20 protein-coding genes are annotated in these 17,651 nt (G+C 41.4%); 5 read left to right on the forward strand and 15 right to left on the reverse strand.

Annotated elements, in window-relative coordinates; genetic code table 11:
* Positions 1-7: 7 nt before the first annotated feature.
* The 3 genes from GVK91_RS13655 to GVK91_RS13665 form a co-directional block, all read right to left on the reverse strand.
* Positions 8-1,648, reverse strand: coding sequence for a serine hydrolase (locus GVK91_RS13655; RefSeq protein ID WP_159729365.1), 1,641 nt, complete (start codon positions 1,646-1,648; stop codon positions 8-10).
* 71 nt (positions 1,649-1,719) lie between these two features.
* The gene (locus tag GVK91_RS13660; RefSeq protein WP_159729367.1) at positions 1,720-2,529 is read right to left on the reverse strand and encodes an AraC family transcriptional regulator; all 810 of its coding nucleotides are present in this window, start codon (positions 2,527-2,529) and stop codon (positions 1,720-1,722) included.
* Between the two features lie 8 nt (positions 2,530-2,537).
* A complete protein-coding gene (locus tag GVK91_RS13665) occupies positions 2,538-3,062 on the reverse strand; it encodes a hypothetical protein (RefSeq protein WP_159729369.1) in 525 nt (174 codons plus the stop codon).
* Positions 3,063-3,295: 233 nt separating this feature from the next.
* Between GVK91_RS13665 and GVK91_RS13670 the strand changes: the two genes are divergently transcribed.
* The gene (locus GVK91_RS13670; RefSeq protein WP_159729371.1) at positions 3,296-3,439 is read left to right on the forward strand and encodes a hypothetical protein; all 144 of its coding nucleotides are present in this window, start codon (positions 3,296-3,298) and stop codon (positions 3,437-3,439) included.
* A gap of 57 nt (positions 3,440-3,496) precedes the next feature.
* On the opposite strand, the gene GVK91_RS13675 is transcribed toward GVK91_RS13670, so the two are convergent.
* A complete protein-coding gene (locus GVK91_RS13675; protein WP_159729373.1) occupies positions 3,497-4,021 on the reverse strand; it encodes a hypothetical protein in 525 nt (174 codons plus the stop codon).
* A gap of 68 nt (positions 4,022-4,089) precedes the next feature.
* A complete protein-coding gene (locus tag GVK91_RS13680; RefSeq protein ID WP_159729375.1) occupies positions 4,090-4,623 on the reverse strand; it encodes a hypothetical protein in 534 nt (177 codons plus the stop codon).
* 232 nt (positions 4,624-4,855) lie between these two features.
* Here GVK91_RS13680 and GVK91_RS13685 point away from each other — a divergent pair, with 232 nt between their 5' ends.
* Complete coding sequence (locus GVK91_RS13685) at positions 4,856-5,566, forward strand: Crp/Fnr family transcriptional regulator (RefSeq protein WP_075991572.1); 711 nt, start codon at positions 4,856-4,858, stop codon at positions 5,564-5,566.
* Positions 5,567-5,615: 49 nt separating this feature from the next.
* On the opposite strand, the gene GVK91_RS13690 is transcribed toward GVK91_RS13685, so the two are convergent.
* Genes GVK91_RS13690 through nirB form a run of 4 tightly spaced genes read right to left on the reverse strand, consistent with a single transcriptional unit; the run spans position 5,616 to position 9,782 of the window.
* Positions 5,616-6,017 (reverse strand): hypothetical protein, encoded by a 402-nt coding sequence (locus tag GVK91_RS13690; RefSeq protein ID WP_075991571.1) that lies wholly within the window; start codon positions 6,015-6,017, stop codon positions 5,616-5,618.
* Positions 6,018-6,023: 6 nt separating this feature from the next.
* Entirely contained in the window at positions 6,024-6,836 is an 813-nt protein-coding gene (locus GVK91_RS13695; protein ID WP_075991570.1) for a formate/nitrite transporter family protein, read from the reverse strand.
* 47 nt (positions 6,837-6,883) lie between these two features.
* Positions 6,884-7,231, reverse strand: a complete 348-nt coding sequence (gene nirD / locus GVK91_RS13700) for a nitrite reductase small subunit NirD (RefSeq protein ID WP_075994676.1) — start codon at positions 7,229-7,231, stop codon at positions 6,884-6,886.
* A 34-nt stretch (positions 7,232-7,265) separates the two neighbouring features.
* A complete protein-coding gene (gene nirB, locus GVK91_RS13705) occupies positions 7,266-9,782 on the reverse strand; it encodes a nitrite reductase large subunit NirB (protein ID WP_159729377.1) in 2,517 nt (838 codons plus the stop codon).
* 200 nt (positions 9,783-9,982) lie between these two features.
* On the opposite strand from nirB, the gene cobA reads away from it, so the two are divergent.
* Positions 9,983-10,744 carry a uroporphyrinogen-III C-methyltransferase gene (cobA, locus tag GVK91_RS13710; RefSeq protein WP_159729379.1) on the forward strand — a complete coding sequence of 254 codons (762 nt, stop codon included), beginning with the start codon at positions 9,983-9,985 and terminating at the stop codon, positions 10,742-10,744.
* 166 nt (positions 10,745-10,910) lie between these two features.
* Here cobA and GVK91_RS13715 read toward each other — a convergent pair whose 3' ends face one another.
* The gene (locus GVK91_RS13715) at positions 10,911-11,660 is read right to left on the reverse strand and encodes a DeoR/GlpR family DNA-binding transcription regulator (RefSeq protein ID WP_153846688.1); all 750 of its coding nucleotides are present in this window, start codon (positions 11,658-11,660) and stop codon (positions 10,911-10,913) included.
* A 4-nt stretch (positions 11,661-11,664) separates the two neighbouring features.
* The gene (locus tag GVK91_RS13720; protein WP_159729381.1) at positions 11,665-12,834 is read right to left on the reverse strand and encodes an MFS transporter; all 1,170 of its coding nucleotides are present in this window, start codon (positions 12,832-12,834) and stop codon (positions 11,665-11,667) included.
* A gap of 75 nt (positions 12,835-12,909) precedes the next feature.
* Here GVK91_RS13720 and GVK91_RS13725 point away from each other — a divergent pair, with 75 nt between their 5' ends.
* Complete coding sequence (locus GVK91_RS13725; protein ID WP_153846686.1) at positions 12,910-13,299, forward strand: VOC family protein; 390 nt, start codon at positions 12,910-12,912, stop codon at positions 13,297-13,299.
* 96 nt (positions 13,300-13,395) lie between these two features.
* Here the strand turns inward: GVK91_RS13725 and GVK91_RS13730 are convergent, their stop codons facing one another.
* The 3 genes from GVK91_RS13730 to GVK91_RS13740 form a co-directional block, all read right to left on the reverse strand.
* Complete coding sequence (locus GVK91_RS13730; RefSeq protein WP_159729383.1) at positions 13,396-13,995, reverse strand: hypothetical protein; 600 nt, start codon at positions 13,993-13,995, stop codon at positions 13,396-13,398.
* Between the two features lie 53 nt (positions 13,996-14,048).
* A complete protein-coding gene (locus tag GVK91_RS13735) occupies positions 14,049-14,300 on the reverse strand; it encodes an FUSC family protein (RefSeq protein ID WP_153846684.1) in 252 nt (83 codons plus the stop codon).
* Between the two features lie 260 nt (positions 14,301-14,560).
* Entirely contained in the window at positions 14,561-14,950 is a 390-nt protein-coding gene (locus GVK91_RS13740) for a hypothetical protein (RefSeq protein WP_159729835.1), read from the reverse strand.
* A gap of 221 nt (positions 14,951-15,171) precedes the next feature.
* Between GVK91_RS13740 and GVK91_RS13745 the strand changes: the two genes are divergently transcribed.
* Positions 15,172-16,173 (forward strand): energy transducer TonB, encoded by a 1,002-nt coding sequence (locus GVK91_RS13745; RefSeq protein WP_159729385.1) that lies wholly within the window; start codon positions 15,172-15,174, stop codon positions 16,171-16,173.
* A 6-nt stretch (positions 16,174-16,179) separates the two neighbouring features.
* Here the strand turns inward: GVK91_RS13745 and GVK91_RS13750 are convergent, their stop codons facing one another.
* Positions 16,180-17,544, reverse strand: a complete 1,365-nt coding sequence (locus tag GVK91_RS13750) for a hypothetical protein (RefSeq protein ID WP_159729387.1) — start codon at positions 17,542-17,544, stop codon at positions 16,180-16,182.
* Positions 17,545-17,651: the final 107 nt, after the last annotated feature.

Below are 17,651 nucleotides of genomic sequence, written 5' to 3' on the forward strand. Positions count from 1 at the left end.
AAAGCGATCAATTACCAGCATTAATTAAGGCTGGAAGCAAAAATTCGCTGACGATCCGGTCGACCTGCCTATGCGCATAAGCTTGACCATAGGCGCTGGCTGTAATAACGATCACATATGGAATGTCGTTCATAACAATAATGTAATTCCCGCCATTGCCAGCACAATAATATGCTTCATACGCCTTATTTCCAACATTAAAGCACTTGTTCCAAAACAGATAACCATAATATTCTTTCTCCCTTTCAGGAATCATAAGTTGTTTCGAAAGGCTCTTTTGAACCCAGGCTTGCGGAAGGATCTGCTTACCATTCCAGCGCCCACCGTTCTTATAGAGCTGGCCGTACTTCGCAAAATCAAGTGCATTCATACGAATACCACCAGCAGTATTTGGCAGTCCTTGCGGGGTGTGTTCCCAGCGGTATTTCCGTATTCCCAATGGAACAAACAGTCTTTTGTCTGCATAGGATTCCAATCCACCTTCTACTTGTTTATGGAGCAGATCTCCCAATACAACGACTCCGGCGGTAAAATAATGCCATTGTCGCTGCAGAGATTTTCGAAAAGGAAGATCTAAGGTAAAGTCTACCCAATTTGTTGTGGGATACATATTTTCCTCATTACCGGGGCTATTGGGATCTTCATCGTTACCATCAAAGCCAGCACTCATGGTCAACAATTCACGAATGGTTGTTTTATTTTTACCTGGATCAGGATGTTGATATTTTGTAAAATCATAGCATTGATCCAGTGTTTGATATTCATCCTTGACAAAGCCGTCCGCAATGGCCATCCCGGTTAAAGTCGATGCAAAGGTTTTGCCGACGGACCGGGGATCATGTAGGCTATCCCTATTTTCACCATTGAAATATTCTTCTATCAACAGATTTCCATGTTCCAATACCACAATTCCGTTTACCTTTTTAAAAATCCCCTCTTCAATCTTTCCTTTTAGCTGCTGCATCCTACGGCGGTCAAACTTTGCTTTTGATAAATTCAACCCAGGATAAGACTCCGGCAACTGTAGCCTATATTTATCCGGATTTATATCCGGGTTCATGCTGACAGAAAGCTGCAGTTCACCACTTGCAATGATACCACCAACAACCAGATTATCAGTATTTACGTAAGGTCTGATTTCCATCTTAAGATGATGTTTTCCATCCGTTAACGCCTTTTCACCACCATTAAAAAGAAAACGATTCCAGAACGATTCAGACCAGGATCCCTGTCCATTGATTTGATCGATCAGGGGACGTTTCAAGATCGTCTCCTGTTGCTGTATCTCCTGCTGAGGTGCGCCAGGAGATAAATTGCTTCTGTAAATTACTTTTCCATCTATCCATAACGTAAACTGAAAATTACCCTGTTGAAAAAGTTCGGTCTCCGTAAGCTTCGGCGCTAGGATCTTTTGATAATAGAGCAATGGCTTTTGAAGTTTGATAGCAAAAAACAGATCACTTTTCGGTGAGAGCACATAATTAGGCATAAACTCTTCTTTTTGCAACCGCTCCCGCGAGCTTGTGAACAAAATTTCACCAGGCATTTCCTGATCAAAGTGAACCTGTAAAGTATCCCGCTTCGATTGTTGTTGCGCATTGATTAACAGCGGATAACAGAATAAAAAAAATAAAGCAAGATATTTCATAAGGCTTTTTCCAGTCTATTTGTGTAAAAATAGCATTAGCCAAATGAATAAAATAGAATGAAATTAACTTTTTAAGCGTTTATCTTGTTGCGATATTCCCCAGGTGTGGACCCAAACAAACTTTTAAAACAACGTATAAAATGACTTTGATCCGCAAAACCTGATTGATAGCCTATTTCGGTTAGCGAAAAAGTCGGTTCACGCAGCAGCAGCACCGCATTTTCCACTTTCAATTTGCGGATATAATCACCCATCGTTACACCAAAATACCGGGAAAATTCACGGGACAGATAAACGGGATGTAGATCGACAGTATGGGAGATAGTCGTCAGATTCAGCTCACTGCTAAAATTCGCCCTCAAATAATCACGCAACGTATAAACCCATTGCGGAATTTTACGTTCGCTCACTATCCGATCGCGATGCAACAAAGAAAACACATGTAACAACAAACTGTCCATTGCAAGTCCCGAACTATTATCCTGATCAAAAGATTCCCAAAAGAGTTTATGGAAGAGCAGCCTTACCTCTGGCAGATGAATATCCATATTGCCTTCCAGCAGATGCAGCGCCGCCATCTCGTTCCAGTGCCAGTGTGGACTTAGTTCAATATGAAAACCCCGGGTACACCCATCTGGTTTTCTATTGTAGTGAGGGTCTTGCCAATTATGAAAAAGCAGGTCCCCAGCACTACAATGATGAATCCCTTTTTTGCTCCCCTCGAGCAAATTCCCTTCCAAAATAAACGTGAAATAAGGGTTTTCATGGTAATGCCAGTCCACTTTTTCCAGTGTATAAATAGCATCTGAAACAAGTAGTTCATTGGAATTAAATTTCCTATTTATAGCACCGTAGTAGGTACCTGCACTGAGCTGCTCCACGTCTTACTTTATTCCGCGTAATATCCCGCTACGCCAATGCCAATCGTCCAAAAGAACTTTGACTTTTTAAGGTCCTCCAGCAGCATATCCGCATTGTCTTCGTATTCGCCATCGGCTTTGATTTCCTCAATCTCCTCCTGAACATCCTCTTCAGTAATCTGTCTCCAGACACCAACAGAGCTATTTAAAAATGTATAGCAATATCCCGCTTCGGCATCATCAACCTCACCCGCGTTTTTATCACGCAGGATGCTTACAAGTTCGGTCGCTTCGACCTGAAACGGATTAACACCATAGATACTGATTTCAGTTTTTTCTGGATAGGGTCCATTGATGCTTTCTATAAATTCCAATGTTCCCTGATCATTAAAATCAAGTCTCAATTCGAGTTCATCATAATAATATTGGTCGTCCAGCGCATCTGAAGGAGCACCAAGTACACTTTGAACTTCAGCATAGCCCGCACCGAGATTAACCTGACCAATACCTTCAATTTGAATCCCAACAAGTGGGACTAGTTCGATCTTTTTCATCCGTATTAAGTAAATTATAAAAACGACAACTGCATAAATAACACTTGAACATCCGCTATCGTTTTATCCAAGGATGAACATAGCTACAGCTTTATGCTGACATAAATTTACACTAATTCCCATTAAATAATTATTAACATTTTTAACTTTTCTTACGACCCTAAGCGCACATGATAATTCGCATACTCAGCCAATTATGACTAACTTTATGCATGCATCAAAAATCGACGATTATGCAACAGACGCTAGCGACATTAGACAGTTATATCCAAAATCTAAGACCTGAACTGTATACCGATCTACAATCCCCGTTATCGGCAGATGAGTTTAGGGCCCTTGAACAGAAATATGATATTGAGATGATTTTTTTAGCCTAGATACCACAGGCGAGTATCCCAAACGGTTTAAGGTGGACTAACAGAAACTCATCGCCTTCATTTTTTTTCTTCGTAGAATTTTTGAATTTTCTTTAAATAGGTAATCGATTTTGGAGGTCGAACACGATGTCCAAACTCTTTATGAACATAAGAAAGCGCATCTTCCTCGCCGAGTTCATAAGCCCTAAGGAGATAAAACAGGGCTTGATTTCGAGAAAGACTATCCCTGCCTGCAAGCTCGATACCATTCATTGTTCCTTCCCATGAAAACATATCATAGAGATCTAGGTAAGCTTCCGGGCACTGGTGTCTATTTGCCATCAATTGTGCATAATAATACAACTCAGGTATTTTTAAGATAAGCAAATAATTATTTGACACTTCATTATAAGCCTTGAAATCCCCTGCATTAATTGCTCGACGCCAAAGCGAATCAGCTACTTTCCGAGGCAGTTCCAGATCTTTGGGGTCATCGATTACTGCTTCTAGCTTTTTTTCGATATGATGGCTACAACTCAAGAAAAACACACAAAAAATAACAGTAAACAGTTGTAAAATCTTTATCTCTTTTCTTTTCACCATAACTATATAACATTCTATTTTTTAAGCAATTAGATCTCCACGAATCCATCGATTTTTGTTGACCGCGTTCACTTTACGCTCCTGTTATTAAACATTACTTTTTTCACATAATTGCTTTTTCCACTCAAAGCCAGAGCTGCCGAATCTGCCGAAATGTAATTACAAAAAAAAGAAATCAATTCAGGAGAAGCCTCATACACCAAATAATTCAGCCTTAAAGTTCTATTATCTGGATTCAAACATAATTGACATAAGGATTTCTCATGATCAAAAAACTCAATCTCTAGATTCGAGCAATAATTATGTTTATGCCCTATATCATTCATTTCAGGTTTATACCGCTTTAATTTATCCATTTCATCAAGAAGAATATCCCATTTCACTAATGGAACTGTATCATTCTTAGCCGCAAAAAAATCAACCACATGATTTCTATAAGAATCACTCAAGTATCTTTCTTGACCATACTGCTCATCAACGAATTCCCGACTGAACAAAATCCGTAATTCCTTTTCCCGCTGTTTCTCTTTGGAACCACAGGATAAAAACAGCGTCAACAGACAATAAAAAGCAACAAAAATTAAATAAGTCCTTAGCTTCATAGTACTATTGGTCTTTACACTAAACCGAAGAAAACAATAAATGTTGATTTCAAATGACAGCATCAACAAGATGCCAACCATAATGGAGATGCAAAATTTCATCCAGTTCCACACATTAATAAGTTAAAAACAAAAGATATACTGTTTTTATAAAAGATAAAATAGGAATTTAAACGAATAGATAATAACTTTGGACAGATAACACACCGTCCGTTATACGAATCAGGCCTTCATGAAATCGAAAAAAGTAAATACCTGCGACCACTCCTGCCTTATGTGCCGTTATGTCCTACAAGACTGGCTTGGGCAAATCGACCTGCACCGAACAAATATCAGATTGAAAAAAGGCGAGCAGTTTATTACTGAAGGGCAATCGGTTCGGGGTATTTATTTTGTCCAGTCTGGACTTGTCAAAGTTCACCGCAATCTTGGGGATAAGGAAACCATTGTTCGTTTTGCAAAAAAGGGAGATATCGTAGGCCATCGCGGTATCAGTACTGAACAAACCGTCTATCCCATTTCGGCAACTACCTTGGATGTCACGCAGCTCTGCTTCGTGGAACTGCCATTTTTTCTGTCCACACTGCGCATAAATCCCGAATTGAGCTATCGGCTGATGTTATTTTTTGCCGACGAACTACATCTTTCTGAGCAAAAAATGACCAACCTGACACAGCTTCCTGTTAAAAACCGGCTTGCTTGGAGCTTATTGTTACTCTACCGTATTTTTGGCGAGGAAAACATGGACGGATATATCGGTCTCACCTTGAGTAAAAAAGATCTTTCATCCTATGTAGGTACTACTTACGAGACCGTCTACCGCATGCTAGGTGAACTTATCGATCTAGAGGCGATAGCGATGGACAAAAAAAATATCTTTATTAAAAACTTCCAGCTTTTGCATGATCTTTCGGAAGAAAATATGGGGAGTGAAACAGTCTAAGACGGCTAACGACTCCCCAATCCATATACTTCCCTAAAAATACATCACACTAAAATTTATAGCCTAAACCGACCCCCAAACGCCACTTGCCATCAGCAGTACCCGTTTTCGCCGCGTAAAATGCGGGCAGCTGAATAGCAATATGCCGGAATACGGCCGTCAGACCAAAGCCTAGAGACGGGGTGACCCAGGAATTCTTTGGCTTCCCTGTTTCAACCTTATCTTCTTTAAGTTTTAAACTCGGCAATAAACCCAACAACAGGCAACTTTTCGGGCTGAATATATATTTCACCGCTGGTCCAGTACAATTGATATAAGCACCATGATCAGCATATCCTGCCACGGCAATTCCCTCAAACAAACTCCCTTTGACTGTTTTTTCCTGACTGTAAGACTCCATGCTAATAGCTAGCAATAGAAATAACATGAATAATTGTTTTATCTGATGCATAAAAATCTAGTTTTGTGAAGTCGACACTTTCTCTTTTTGATGATAGGTATAATAGATAGCCATCCCTGTAAACAGCAATCCGCCGACAATATTTCCAGCTGTTACAATCAGCTGATTGCACAGCCACCAGTCGGAGATAGTCACTTTTGCACCGAACATCATCCCGGCAGGAATCACAAACATATTGACCACTGCGTGCTCATAGCCTAATGCAAAGAATATAAAGATCGGAATACCTGCAGCCAGTATTTTGCCAAGAGTAGACTTAGAAGTCATGGACATCACCACCCCCATACAGACCATCCAATTACACAAAATAGCTTTAACAAAGGCCGAAAACAAGCCTGCTGCACCATGGGCGCTGTATCCGAGCGTTTTCTTTTCGCTGATCAGGATCAGGCTCTGTTCGATGTTTCCGAGCTGGCTCGAATGTCCAGTTTCTGTACTAGCTGCCCAAAATAAAATCGCAAACAGGACACTCCCAAGCAAGTTGCCTAGAAAAACCCAGAATAAATTATTGGCCATAGCCTTAAAATTGATTTTACCCTCAAACCAGGCTAAAGGCACGAGAGAGAAGCTGCCTGTCACCAATTCCAAACCGAGGATGACGATAATAACAAACCCTACAGGAAAAACGAATGCACCGACCAATCCCAATCCAGTCTGCGAAGTGGCCAAAAGTGCGAGTGTAACAGAAATTGCCAATAAGGCACCTGACAATGCTCCCCGTATCAGTAGATCTTTGACAGGAAGCGAAGATTTGTAGATAGCGGTGTTCATCATGGCACCAGCTACCTCTTTAGGGCTAATATAATCCATTGTATTTTTGTTTTAAAAGGTTTTAGATTCAATTATTTTTATTTCTCCTAAGCAGTCATCCCAATAAAAATACTTCCGTTTTCCACCTTCACAGGATAAGTCTTAATGGCACATTCATCACCCGAAAGACATTCACCTGTATCCAACGCAAAGGTTTTCTTATGGAACGGACAGGCGACTTTAGGCGTTTCACCCAAAGAGCCCAGCATGCCGCGGCTTAAAATCATCTGCCGTTTGTGCGGACATTCATTTTGTGTGGCATACCACTCATTGCGGCGGGCGAAATAAAACAGCGCCACCTGTTCGTTATTCAATTTAAGACAGACTCCACCATTTTCAATAGCATCTTCTATCCGACAAGCCTTCAGCCATTTCATGTCAATTTGCGTATTCATATGATTTCAATTAAAAGGTTTAGCGATTTTATATTTAATAAGTACTGAAGTTCCAATCAGCAGCTTTTTTCTGTCCGCGAAAGCTGTCAAAGCGAACAGTTTCATCCTTCTCTTCGGGTGCATTTACAAAGTGAACAAAGCGTTTGCGAATTTCCGGATTCTCTACGGCTACTTTCCATTCACAGCGATAACTATCGACAAGCAGCTGCATATCCTGCTCCCAGGCCTCCCCCATACCCAGGCCATCCTCTACCACGACATTCCTTAAATAATCTATTCCGCCTTCCATTTTATTAAGCCAGGTAGCAGTCCGGGTCAGCGGATCGGCAGTGCGAATATAAAACATCAGGAAACGGTCAATGTAACGGATACAGGTTTCACTATCGATATCCGATGCAAGCAGCAAAGCATGCTGCGGCTTACTTCCGCCATTACCGCACACATAGAGGTTCCAGCCTTTTTCCGTCGCAATAATTCCAAAATCCTTACTCTGCGCCTCGGCACATTCGCGGATACAACCACTAACAGCCGACTTTATCTTATGTGGAGCACGAAGACCACGGTAACGTTCCTCTATCCGTATCGCAAAAGAAACACTATCGTGCAGCCCAAACCGACACCAGGTACTGCCCACACAGCTTTTAACAGTCCGTAGTGCCTTGCCATAAGCATGTCCGCTTTCAAAGCCGGCAGCAATAAGTTCTTCCCAGATAAACGGCAGATCATTGAGATGTGCACCAAATAGGTCAATGCGCTGTCCGCCCGTAATTTTTGTATATAGGCTGTACTTCTTAGCGACTTCCCCGATAACAATCAGTTTATCTGGGGTAATTTCACCTCCCGGAATGCGCGGAACAACTGAATAGGTCCCGCCCTTCTGTATATTGGCCAAATAACGGTCATTACTATCCTGAGCCACATCATTACCCTTGCCAAGAATCATCTCGTTCCAAAGGCTCGCTAGCAAGGAAGACACCAACGGTTTACAGACTTCGCAGCCATGTCCGCGGCCTAGCGCATCCAATACATGATCGTAACTTTTCAGCTCATGGATCTTGATCAGGTCATATAGTTCCTGGCGGCTCAGATCGAAATGTTCACAGATGGTACTCCGGATATATTTTCCTTGCTGTTTCATCGTATAATTGACCAGGTCCTTGACCATCGGCACGCAGCCGCCACATCCCGATCCAGCCTTGGTACATTTCTTTACCGCATCTGCATTTTCACAATGACCAGTTATCACAGCATCACAGATCTGTGCTTTAGTGACACCTTCGCAACTGCAAATCAATGCCGCATCAGGAAGAACCTCCAGACCAGCAGAAGCCGACTTACTTTCGCTCTGCTGGCCAAAAAGAAGGAGTTCAGGGTGTTCCGCCAACGGCAGGCTATTATTAACCATCTGAAGCAACATGTTGTAACTTGCCGCTTCCCCGACAAGTATCCCACCCAGCAGACGCGTTCCATCTTTACTTACGTTCAATCGTTTATAAATACCTTTATTACGATCCTCCAATAAGATCGTGCGTGCATAAGGCTCGCTGATAAAAGCGTCTCCAAAACTAGCCACATCAACTCCCATCAGTTTCAGTTTGGTGCTCATGTCAAATCCCTTAAAGGATTTCTCTTCCCCCACAATATGAGATGCCGCAATTTCAGCCATTTCATAGCCCGGTGCTACCAGACCATAGATCATATCATTCACTAAGGCACACTCACCGATAGCATAAACTACAGGATCAGAAGTCTGCATCTGCGCATTAACCAATATTCCGCCCCTTTCACCAACATCCAGTCCAATTTTCTTGGCCAGCTCATCACGGGGACGTATACCTGCTGAAATCACCAATAAATCCGTCTCTATCGACGAACCATCCTGAAAAGCAATCCCCGTCAGGCGATCATCCCCCAACAATTGGCTTGTCGACTTTTGCAATAAACAGGTCAAGCCTAGTTCTGACAACTTGTTTTGCAACAACATACTGGCGCTATCATCAATCTGACGCGGCATCAGGCGTTGGGCAAATTCGATCACGGCAGTCTCTTCCAGACCAAGATCCACCATTGCTTTCGCAGCTTCGAGTCCCAAAAGTCCACCGCCCATTACTGTACCACGCTTCGCTTTTGCCGCATAAGCTTTGATCAGATCCAGATCTTCGATGGTACGATATAGAAATACCCCTTCCTTTTCAATGCCCGGAATTGGTGGAACAAAAGGAGCAGAACCAGTCGCAAAAACCAGATAGTCATAATTGACTGTGATACCTTTTTGAGATTCCACTTCTTTTTTTAATAGATTTACAGCAACAATTGGATCATCTAAATGAATTTTTACATTATTTTCCAAATACCACTCATTTTTTAACAAGAAAAGCTCGTCAATAGACGAAATTTTGAAGTAATCTGTCAAATGAACACGATCATAAGCTCGTATCGGCTCTTCTGAAAACACAATTATTTCCAGATCGTTTATTTTCTGCTTTAATTTTTCACAAAACTTATTACCGACCATACCATTACCAACGACAACAACCTTTTTTCTTTCCATAACTGCTATTTTTTATGATAAAAATTCAATTTAATATTTTAACAACACTAATTTATGTAATAAAAAATTAAAAAATCAAAATAAATATGATTTTAGTAATATTTTTTCAATAAAAAACTATAAATAATTGTATTTTTTATGATTTATATCAGATTTTTTAATAGATTTACATATAATTCAACAACAAAAACAACAATAACATGAAAAAATTAAGCACAACATCGTTATTTATTGTAGGATCTGGCCCTGGAGACCCCGAATTACTCACCCTGAAAGCATATAAAGCAATAGAAAATGCACAAGTGATCTTATATGACAACTTAATTAATAAAGAAATCCTTCAAATAGCAGATAAAAACTGTTTAAAACACTATGTCGGCAAGCATCCTTACGGAAAATACGTGCCCCAGGAAGAAATCAATAGGCTCATCCTTCACTATTGCGAAAGATACGAAAGAGTGGTACGGCTTAAAGGTGGCGATCCCTATCTTTTTGGGCGCGGCTTTGAAGAATGGCTTACCGTACAAAACAGATCAATTAACATGACCTACATTCCGGGCATCAGCAGCATGCAAGGCGCCGGCCTCAATGATATTCCGCTGACACATCGTGGTGTAAGTGAAGGCGTATGGGCATTAACAGGTATGAAAAAGGACGGATCCCTATCTGCCGATCTGGCCCTGGCAGTTCAGAGCAGATCTACTGTAGTCATCTATATGGGAATGCGTAAGCTCGATGAAATAGCACGCACCTATGTTTTGCACAGCAAAGGAGAAACAGCCGCAGCAATTATACAGCATGCGAGCTTGCCGCAACAAAGACAGGTGCGTTGCAAAGTCAAGGATCTCGTCAGAATAAGCAAGGAGCATCAGATAGGGCATCCTGCTATCATTATCATCGGCGACGTAGTGGATCTGCAGCAAACATTGACAGTTGCTGCCGAACAGCGGCGCATTATTTAGGATCGATTATAGCATTACTTGAAATATAAGTAAAGCCTATTATTATCCACTTTATTGCCGGACTAAAACAGACAAAGGTCATCAATACCTGCGAAGACTTTAATATTATTATTTGGAAGCTTTATATCATCTATCAAATCTCGTCAGATTTGTCGCTGTCAATTGGCTAGACAATCTGCAGGTCCATATTTCTAAAGAGATTCAATTCGGAATCATTTGAGTCCAGGTCGGTGATCAATGCCGTGAGCGAATCTATTGGACACACCCTAAACAGTTCACCTTGATAAAGCTTATTCTGGCTGGCTAAGGCTATTGTTTTCTTTGCACATTGAACCATCATCTTTTTGGTTTCTCCATCTGCAGCTGACGCCGCCGAAACACCGAGCTCAGGATCTACAGCACAAGTTCCCATGATAAAGATATCGGCATTATACTTAGCAACTTCCATACAGGTTGTGATGCCTGAAGTTACAGCCAGATCGGGTTCAAAATGACCACCCAAAAAAATAAGTTCCACATTTTTGAACTTCTCGAGCAGTGGCACGATGGAAAAATTATTTGTAACCATCCGAATCCGGATATCCAATGGCATAGCATTCACTACGGCCCGCGTCGTGGTGCCACCATCCACAAAAAGAGTCATGCCATCTTTCAGAAACGGCTGTACTTTTAATGCGATAATATCTTTTTCTTTGGTCAGAAACGATTGCCTATCCTGGAAAGTCAGTGGATCTTTTTCTCGCAGTATAGCACCACCTCTGGTCTTGGAAAGCAAGCCGTTCCGATAGAGAAGGTCTATATCGCGGCGGATGGTATCTTCCGATACCGCCAACAACACCGCCAGCTCTTCAAATTTCACCTTCCTCCGGACCGCTAATTCGCGGAGGATTATCTCAAAACGTTCTTCTTTTAACATGCTATTACTTCCTGATTTTATAGATAAGAGCTACCACTAGAAAAAGCAAAGCTATTGTTTCGAAAGCAATGATCAAAGAAAAATGCTGCGCAATAGCCCCCAAAAGCGCGGGGCCCGCCAGCTGACCGGCATAACCCATTGTTGAAATAACCGGAATGGCTACCGTCGGCGAAAGTCCTTCAATCCGTCCCCCCTCGCTAAAAAATACAGGGACAATATTGGCGGCTCCCAGTCCCAAAAGGACAAATCCAATGAGCGTTAGCGATAACCAAGGACTACACACGACGATCAAAATGCCCAACGAAGCCAACAAGCTACCACCTATCACCACAACCTTACTATTCAGTTTACTTACTAATCGGTCTCCCTGCAATCTCATGACCGCCATCGCAACGGAGAATGCCGCATATCCAATTCCCGTAAACTCAGGAGATACCCCTTTGTGATCCCGCAAGAAAATCGCACTCCAGTCCAACATCGCTCCCTCAGACAAAAAGGCAATGAAACACATCAGCCCAAGTATCAGCACACTCCACCTAAACCATTGAAATCCTTTTTTTGAGACCTGAGTTTCATCAATAGGAGAAAACTGGACAATGATTTCTTTTTCCTTTTGGTAGCTCAGCAACTTTCGATATTGTAAGATCAGTAGCAGTATTAAAAGAATGGCTATGGTAACTGCTGCATAAATAGGAACTAACCCCATCTTTATCAGAAAACCCAAGCCGATCGATCCAAATAGCCCTCCAACACTGAACAGTCCATGTAAAGATGACATTATCGGTTTACCTATTGCATTTTGAACCTGCACACCATGTGCATTCATGGCCACATCTATACCACCTATACTGCAGCCAAATATAAAAAGAACACAGGCCATCAAATAGCTATTGGTTACCATCAACAGTACAGGGAGCACTACGGCAGCTATCAAACCTGAAATCAAAATCACTTGTCTGCTCCCAACTTTCCCGATGAAAAACCCGGAAAGCGGCATCGTTAATAGCGCGCCACCTCCCAAGCACAGCAGTAAAAGCCCCAGTTCTCCGTCATTCAGACCAAGACGGTCCTTGGCAAAAGGTACCATCGGTGCCCAGCTTGATAACGCGAGGCCACATACCAAAAACATGAACTGTGTCGCTACCTTAGCCTTTAATATCGATTCGTTCAACATATCTGATAATTTTTATATTGCAATATTATGCAAATTTGCACAATATTGCAATATAATTAAACAAAAAGATTTGACATGCGAATAGAACACCTCGCCCTATGGGTCGATGATCTTGAGAAAACACGTGCTTTTTATGCCAAATACTTTGGTACTGTAAGCGGAGAAAAGTACCATAACCCGAAGAAGGGGTTTTCATCCTACTTCCTTAAATTCCGCGAATCCGGCGCACGTTTGGAGATTATGAATCGTATTGATATTACTACTGCCGCGGCTGATAGGAGCCTCAACAAAGGCTATACCCATCTGGCCATTAGCGTCGGTGGAAAGGATGCTGTCGATAAGTTGACCGAGCAATTACGGTCGGATGGTTATATCGTCGAAAGCGAGCCCCGTACTACGGGGGATGGTTATTATGAAAGTGTCGTGCTTGATCCGGAGGGAAATCCGATAGAAATTGTAGCTTAAACAGTTCAAAAAAGTAAAGCATCCCGAACACTATCGGGATGCTTTACCTTATTCTGCATGAAAAGTAAGCCTAAAAGGCTCTAATAAGGGCTTCCATTAGGATTTTCTTATGACAGGATCGATCCAGTAATAGTCATGGTTGGTATGAGCGAAAAACTCCATCGGCGTAACATGGCAATCAATGGTATCACTGAGCCCGTCGTCGGTATAAGTGACCACATCTTCGGATGGCATCACCATCCCGCTCATAATGGATCCATAGTCCAAGCAGTGAAGATCAGATATCAGCACATTGATTGTGTGGGCCAGCGTCCATTTTTCCATTTCTTCCTTGCTAACACGTTTCACACGCTCGGCCAAAAACCGTGCTTCTTCCAGCTCTTTTTCGACACTGTCCGGAAAAAAAAGCAACAGGAAGGCTTCATACTTATCAAATTCTTTATTTCGGATTGCATCATTTCGCAGAAACAGCTTCTCGCCCATCTGTCCGTACTGATTAGCGTATTTTTTCAGTTCCATTTCTGCAAGTTCCCTATCCGACCATTGCTGCAACTCAGAAAGCGCATATACATCGGTACCATGGCCATCACACTGATTGAGATACGACCAGATATCGCCCTGTACAACTTTGGGCTTCCTGTGCTCAAGCACATTGTAACCTTGCGCTACCCATGCTTCTATTTGTTCCCTTCTCATCTTAAACTGTTTTTTAAAATAAACAACAGCGCAGCTGCAATGGTTTTCTTTTTCTATTTCAGATTTCGGGCTTTCAGCTCCGCATCCAGTGCTTTCTCATTTTTTCCAAAATATTTAAAGAACAAAATGGCCAATATTAATGGGAAAATTGTAGGCCAGGTTAAACCGGCTACGAATATACTGTAGGCAGCGATCCCCAAACAAAAGCCAATAATCGATGCATTGATTATTTTCGTGGGTTTAGCTTTCTTTTTGAGAACCAACAGCTCTTCGTTGCTCAGTTCATTTAATTTCTTTTCTTCCATCTGGTCTGTACTTTTATAGGTTAGTTATTTTATATGTTTGATGCGAATATAATTATTTAAATGGGCAATAAAAAAACAGAAAAGATTGGAAATTAGCAAAAGAATAGCGCAAAAAAATAAAAAAGGTCGGATGAAAATGGAACACCCGACCTTTTAACTAAGTTACTCCTTACATGGATACCTATAGGACAACAGCCGCAGGCAGATGGTTTGTTTTTTACAATTTTGTATCAACTTCTGTTCAACCAGCCTTCACCCAATCAGCTCTTGCATGTACTTTTCAAAGCCCAAGCAACCAATATGGGCTGAAAAAATAAACGGGCAAGGCGCTTTCCATCCGTATCCAATCCAAAGCCGTCGCGATGGTCTTTATATTGGGCAATATTTCCGGGAAACACAGCTGCAAAAAACGCTGCTGCGATTTTTCCAACGTTCGATCGCTGTTTAGCAGGCGCGAAAATCAGTGCAGCACCCAAAGCAATTTCCGCAATACCGGAATATACAACTGTATCGTCTTTAGCGATCGGAACCCAGTCGGGCACCTGAGCCTGAAATTCCTTGCGGGCGAAGGACAGATGTCCAATACCGGCTACAACCAAAAAGGCTCCTAATCCAACTCGTGCAATCTTCTGCATAGGTGATTTATCCATAGCTTTTTTCTTAAGGTACATCATTCGATGTAAAATTGTTTGGTCATTCTGTAGATTACCCAGCTTGATAACTCCCGATCTTTTTCTTATCAGCGATTGCCCCCTATTATTGACCAATCGAAAGCTCCAAATTGGGATTGATACGAAAAGTTGTTCATCTAACAATGAAACAATATTATTTCACTTAAAAAATATATATTTGATTAAATAAAACTAATCCTATGCACTATTATCCCTTAAATATACACAAATACATTATTTTCCTCCTTTTTACGGCCCTTGTGATTCCTTCAAAAGCACAGGAAACAATCGTCAGCTACATTAAGAAAAATCGTGGTTTTACTGCAATCAAAGATTCGGCAGCTTACACCAACATCATCCGATTATCAACAAACGAGCTGGGGCTTCACGAATTAAACGAATACTATCCAAATGGCAATTTAAAAAGACATGGATGGACCAAAGTAGCTGACCCACGAAGATTATATCTGGAAGGCATTATTGAAAGTTATCACAACAATGGCAACCTAGCGGTATCAGCCGGATATAAAGACAATAAATTGAGCGATACGTTAAAAAGATACCACGAAAATGGTCTTTTAAAAGAAATTAGATTTTTCTCCGGTTCTGAAGCCAGTCCCAACGAATTTCTTTTTCAGGACCAGCATAGCCGACTAATCTATTATGCGGATTCAACAGGCCGCCAACAGATTGTCAATGGAAACGGCAAGTTTGAATTTAAGGACAGCATAAATAGTGAAAAAGGCCAATATATCGATGGTTTACGTCAAGGACATTGGGAGGGTACTCTAAAAAAGGGTAAAAATAAGTTTGAGGAATGGTACGAAAAAGGCATATTAAGCAAAGGAACCAGCACAGATAGTATGGGCAATGTGCATCCCTATACGCAGCGGGATGTCCAACCGGAATACCCTGGCGGGATAAAAAACCTCATGATCTTTATTGCCCAGAATTATAAATATCCCAAAGAAGCTTTAAATGCAAAAGTATCAGGACAACTTCTCATCAGTTTTGTCATTGAAAAAAATGGTCTGGCAAATGAATTTGAAGTGATTAATGACCTCGGCTATGGAACAGCAGCCAGTGGTATAGCAGTACTGAAGAAAGCCGAAAAATGGACTCCGGGTTATCAGTATGGCATGCCTGTGCGCGTGCAGTTTTCCATTCCTATCCGTTTACATACAGCGCCTGCTCCAAATTAGCCCTGATCATAAATGCCGGGACTTTATCTGCTTCAATACACTCTGCATTTTTTTGTGATACAACTTATAGGGCTTCGATAGCTCCAGCGCTTTTTGTTGTTCTGCTTCTGCCTGGGCATAAAAGCCAACCCGATACAACAATAAAGCCATCGTATAACGGAATGCGGGCACATCAGGTTTGAGATCTATCGTTTTCTTTTGCCAACGGATCGCATCAAATATAACTTCCGGGTTATTCTTTTCAAAAGCCAGGATCTGTTGCGCACCGTAATTTAAATTAGTTGCCTGGTCATCCTGATAATATTTACGCCCTTTACCCACTAGGGATTTGAATTCTGCGTTTTGCGCACTGTCCAATAAAAGACGGTTTCGTGTAAACTGGATCTGCCGATCTTGCGCAAAATCTATTCGGGACAATGAATCAGGATCAACCCGATAAAATGATTGATCGTAATAGTTCCGCGCCATCTGGATGTAAGAAAGGCTATCTTTCATAAGCCGCTTATACTCCAAGGGATGAAAAGCTTGCGCATTAGATGCACGCAAATAATTAGGCGTCCATGTCGTATAGGCAAAATAACCAACTTCTTGGGCCAAAGAAAAGTTTTTCTTGTCGAGCGATTCCCGAAATGTCCGCTGTATAATCCTGTTGTTTATCTTTTTACGAACTGGCAATGGCAAAGAGGAATAGAGGCTATCCACCATTTTGTTATTGGTACGCGCCAGTAAATAAGATTTACTATTATATACAGGGCCACAGCTCAATAAAAATATAACTGTCTCAAAATTATTCAATTGCTCTATCGTCAGCTGCGCAATATAGTCACTCAATAGCTGCTGGTCTGTATATTGATCAAATGTCTGATTGTAGCGAAGTATTTTGCTCAACAAGGACTGTTGACGCATCCCCTTTCGATATTCTGCTATAAGCTTACCGAGAGTTTCAGCTTTTGCAAGCGTATTTGCCGAGTCTATGAGTCTTTCCAGCTCATCTCCCCCATCAACCGCCTTGTCTATTCGTAAAATAGGAATCCCATCTTTATCAGTAACAAGGTACATCGGTTTGTTCAAATAGAAAGCCCGTTGCAACGGATGGTCAAATTCATCCCGATCCACCTGAACGATTCCCGACACAAACTGCGTACTGAGCATATCTTTTGCTTTTTTTGAAACAGAGCCTCTAAAAGGAATAAACTGATCGTCCCGTTGATGGACCACCAAGAACATCGGCTTATTTTCCTTTGCCGCACGCTCCAGCAGCTGTAAATAATCTTCTTTTTGCGGAAATCTCTGCTGCTGTGCTATTGCAGGGTAAACAAACACCCAACACAAAAATATGAATACAGCAGATTGTAACTTGAAATGATTCATTATCTATGAAAATTAACTAGCAATAACTTATGATATAATTTATAGAATTGGATAAAAGTTTCAATTCTTCTATTCAAGAGACATCGAATTTGGAGGCCAAGCGAACA

The sequence above is a fragment of the Sphingobacterium sp. 18053 genome (assembly GCF_902706145.1).
Lineage (GTDB): Bacteria > Bacteroidota > Bacteroidia > Sphingobacteriales > Sphingobacteriaceae > Sphingobacterium > Sphingobacterium paramultivorum.

What these genes read in the sequence shown, in the direction of transcription:
- GVK91_RS13655 (WP_159729365.1), bottom strand. Translation starts at nt 1,648, where the DNA reads ATGAAATATCTTGCTTTATTTTTTTTATTCTGTTATCCGCTGTTAATC.
- GVK91_RS13665 (WP_159729369.1), bottom strand. Translation starts at nt 3,062, where the DNA reads ATGAAAAAGATCGAACTAGTCCCACTTGTTGGGATTCAAATTGAAGGT.
- GVK91_RS13670 (WP_159729371.1), top strand. Translation starts at nt 3,296, where the DNA reads ATGCAACAGACGCTAGCGACATTAGACAGTTATATCCAAAATCTAAGA.
- GVK91_RS13675 (WP_159729373.1), bottom strand. Translation starts at nt 4,021, where the DNA reads ATGGTGAAAAGAAAAGAGATAAAGATTTTACAACTGTTTACTGTTATT.
- GVK91_RS13680 (WP_159729375.1), bottom strand. Translation starts at nt 4,623, where the DNA reads ATGAAGCTAAGGACTTATTTAATTTTTGTTGCTTTTTATTGTCTGTTG.
- GVK91_RS13685 (WP_075991572.1), top strand. Translation starts at nt 4,856, where the DNA reads ATGAAATCGAAAAAAGTAAATACCTGCGACCACTCCTGCCTTATGTGC.
- GVK91_RS13690 (WP_075991571.1), bottom strand. Translation starts at nt 6,017, where the DNA reads ATGCATCAGATAAAACAATTATTCATGTTATTTCTATTGCTAGCTATT.
- GVK91_RS13695 (WP_075991570.1), bottom strand. Translation starts at nt 6,836, where the DNA reads ATGGATTATATTAGCCCTAAAGAGGTAGCTGGTGCCATGATGAACACC.
- nirD (WP_075994676.1), bottom strand. Translation starts at nt 7,231, where the DNA reads ATGAATACGCAAATTGACATGAAATGGCTGAAGGCTTGTCGGATAGAA.
- nirB (WP_159729377.1), bottom strand. Translation starts at nt 9,782, where the DNA reads ATGGAAAGAAAAAAGGTTGTTGTCGTTGGTAATGGTATGGTCGGTAAT.
- cobA (WP_159729379.1), top strand. Translation starts at nt 9,983, where the DNA reads ATGAAAAAATTAAGCACAACATCGTTATTTATTGTAGGATCTGGCCCT.
- GVK91_RS13715 (WP_153846688.1), bottom strand. Translation starts at nt 11,660, where the DNA reads ATGTTAAAAGAAGAACGTTTTGAGATAATCCTCCGCGAATTAGCGGTC.
- GVK91_RS13720 (WP_159729381.1), bottom strand. Translation starts at nt 12,834, where the DNA reads ATGTTGAACGAATCGATATTAAAGGCTAAGGTAGCGACACAGTTCATG.
- GVK91_RS13725 (WP_153846686.1), top strand. Translation starts at nt 12,910, where the DNA reads ATGCGAATAGAACACCTCGCCCTATGGGTCGATGATCTTGAGAAAACA.
- GVK91_RS13730 (WP_159729383.1), bottom strand. Translation starts at nt 13,995, where the DNA reads ATGAGAAGGGAACAAATAGAAGCATGGGTAGCGCAAGGTTACAATGTG.
- GVK91_RS13735 (WP_153846684.1), bottom strand. Translation starts at nt 14,300, where the DNA reads ATGGAAGAAAAGAAATTAAATGAACTGAGCAACGAAGAGCTGTTGGTT.
- GVK91_RS13740 (WP_159729835.1), bottom strand. Translation starts at nt 14,950, where the DNA reads ATGGATAAATCACCTATGCAGAAGATTGCACGAGTTGGATTAGGAGCC.
- GVK91_RS13745 (WP_159729385.1), top strand. Translation starts at nt 15,172, where the DNA reads ATGCACTATTATCCCTTAAATATACACAAATACATTATTTTCCTCCTT.
- GVK91_RS13750 (WP_159729387.1), bottom strand. Translation starts at nt 17,544, where the DNA reads ATGAATCATTTCAAGTTACAATCTGCTGTATTCATATTTTTGTGTTGG.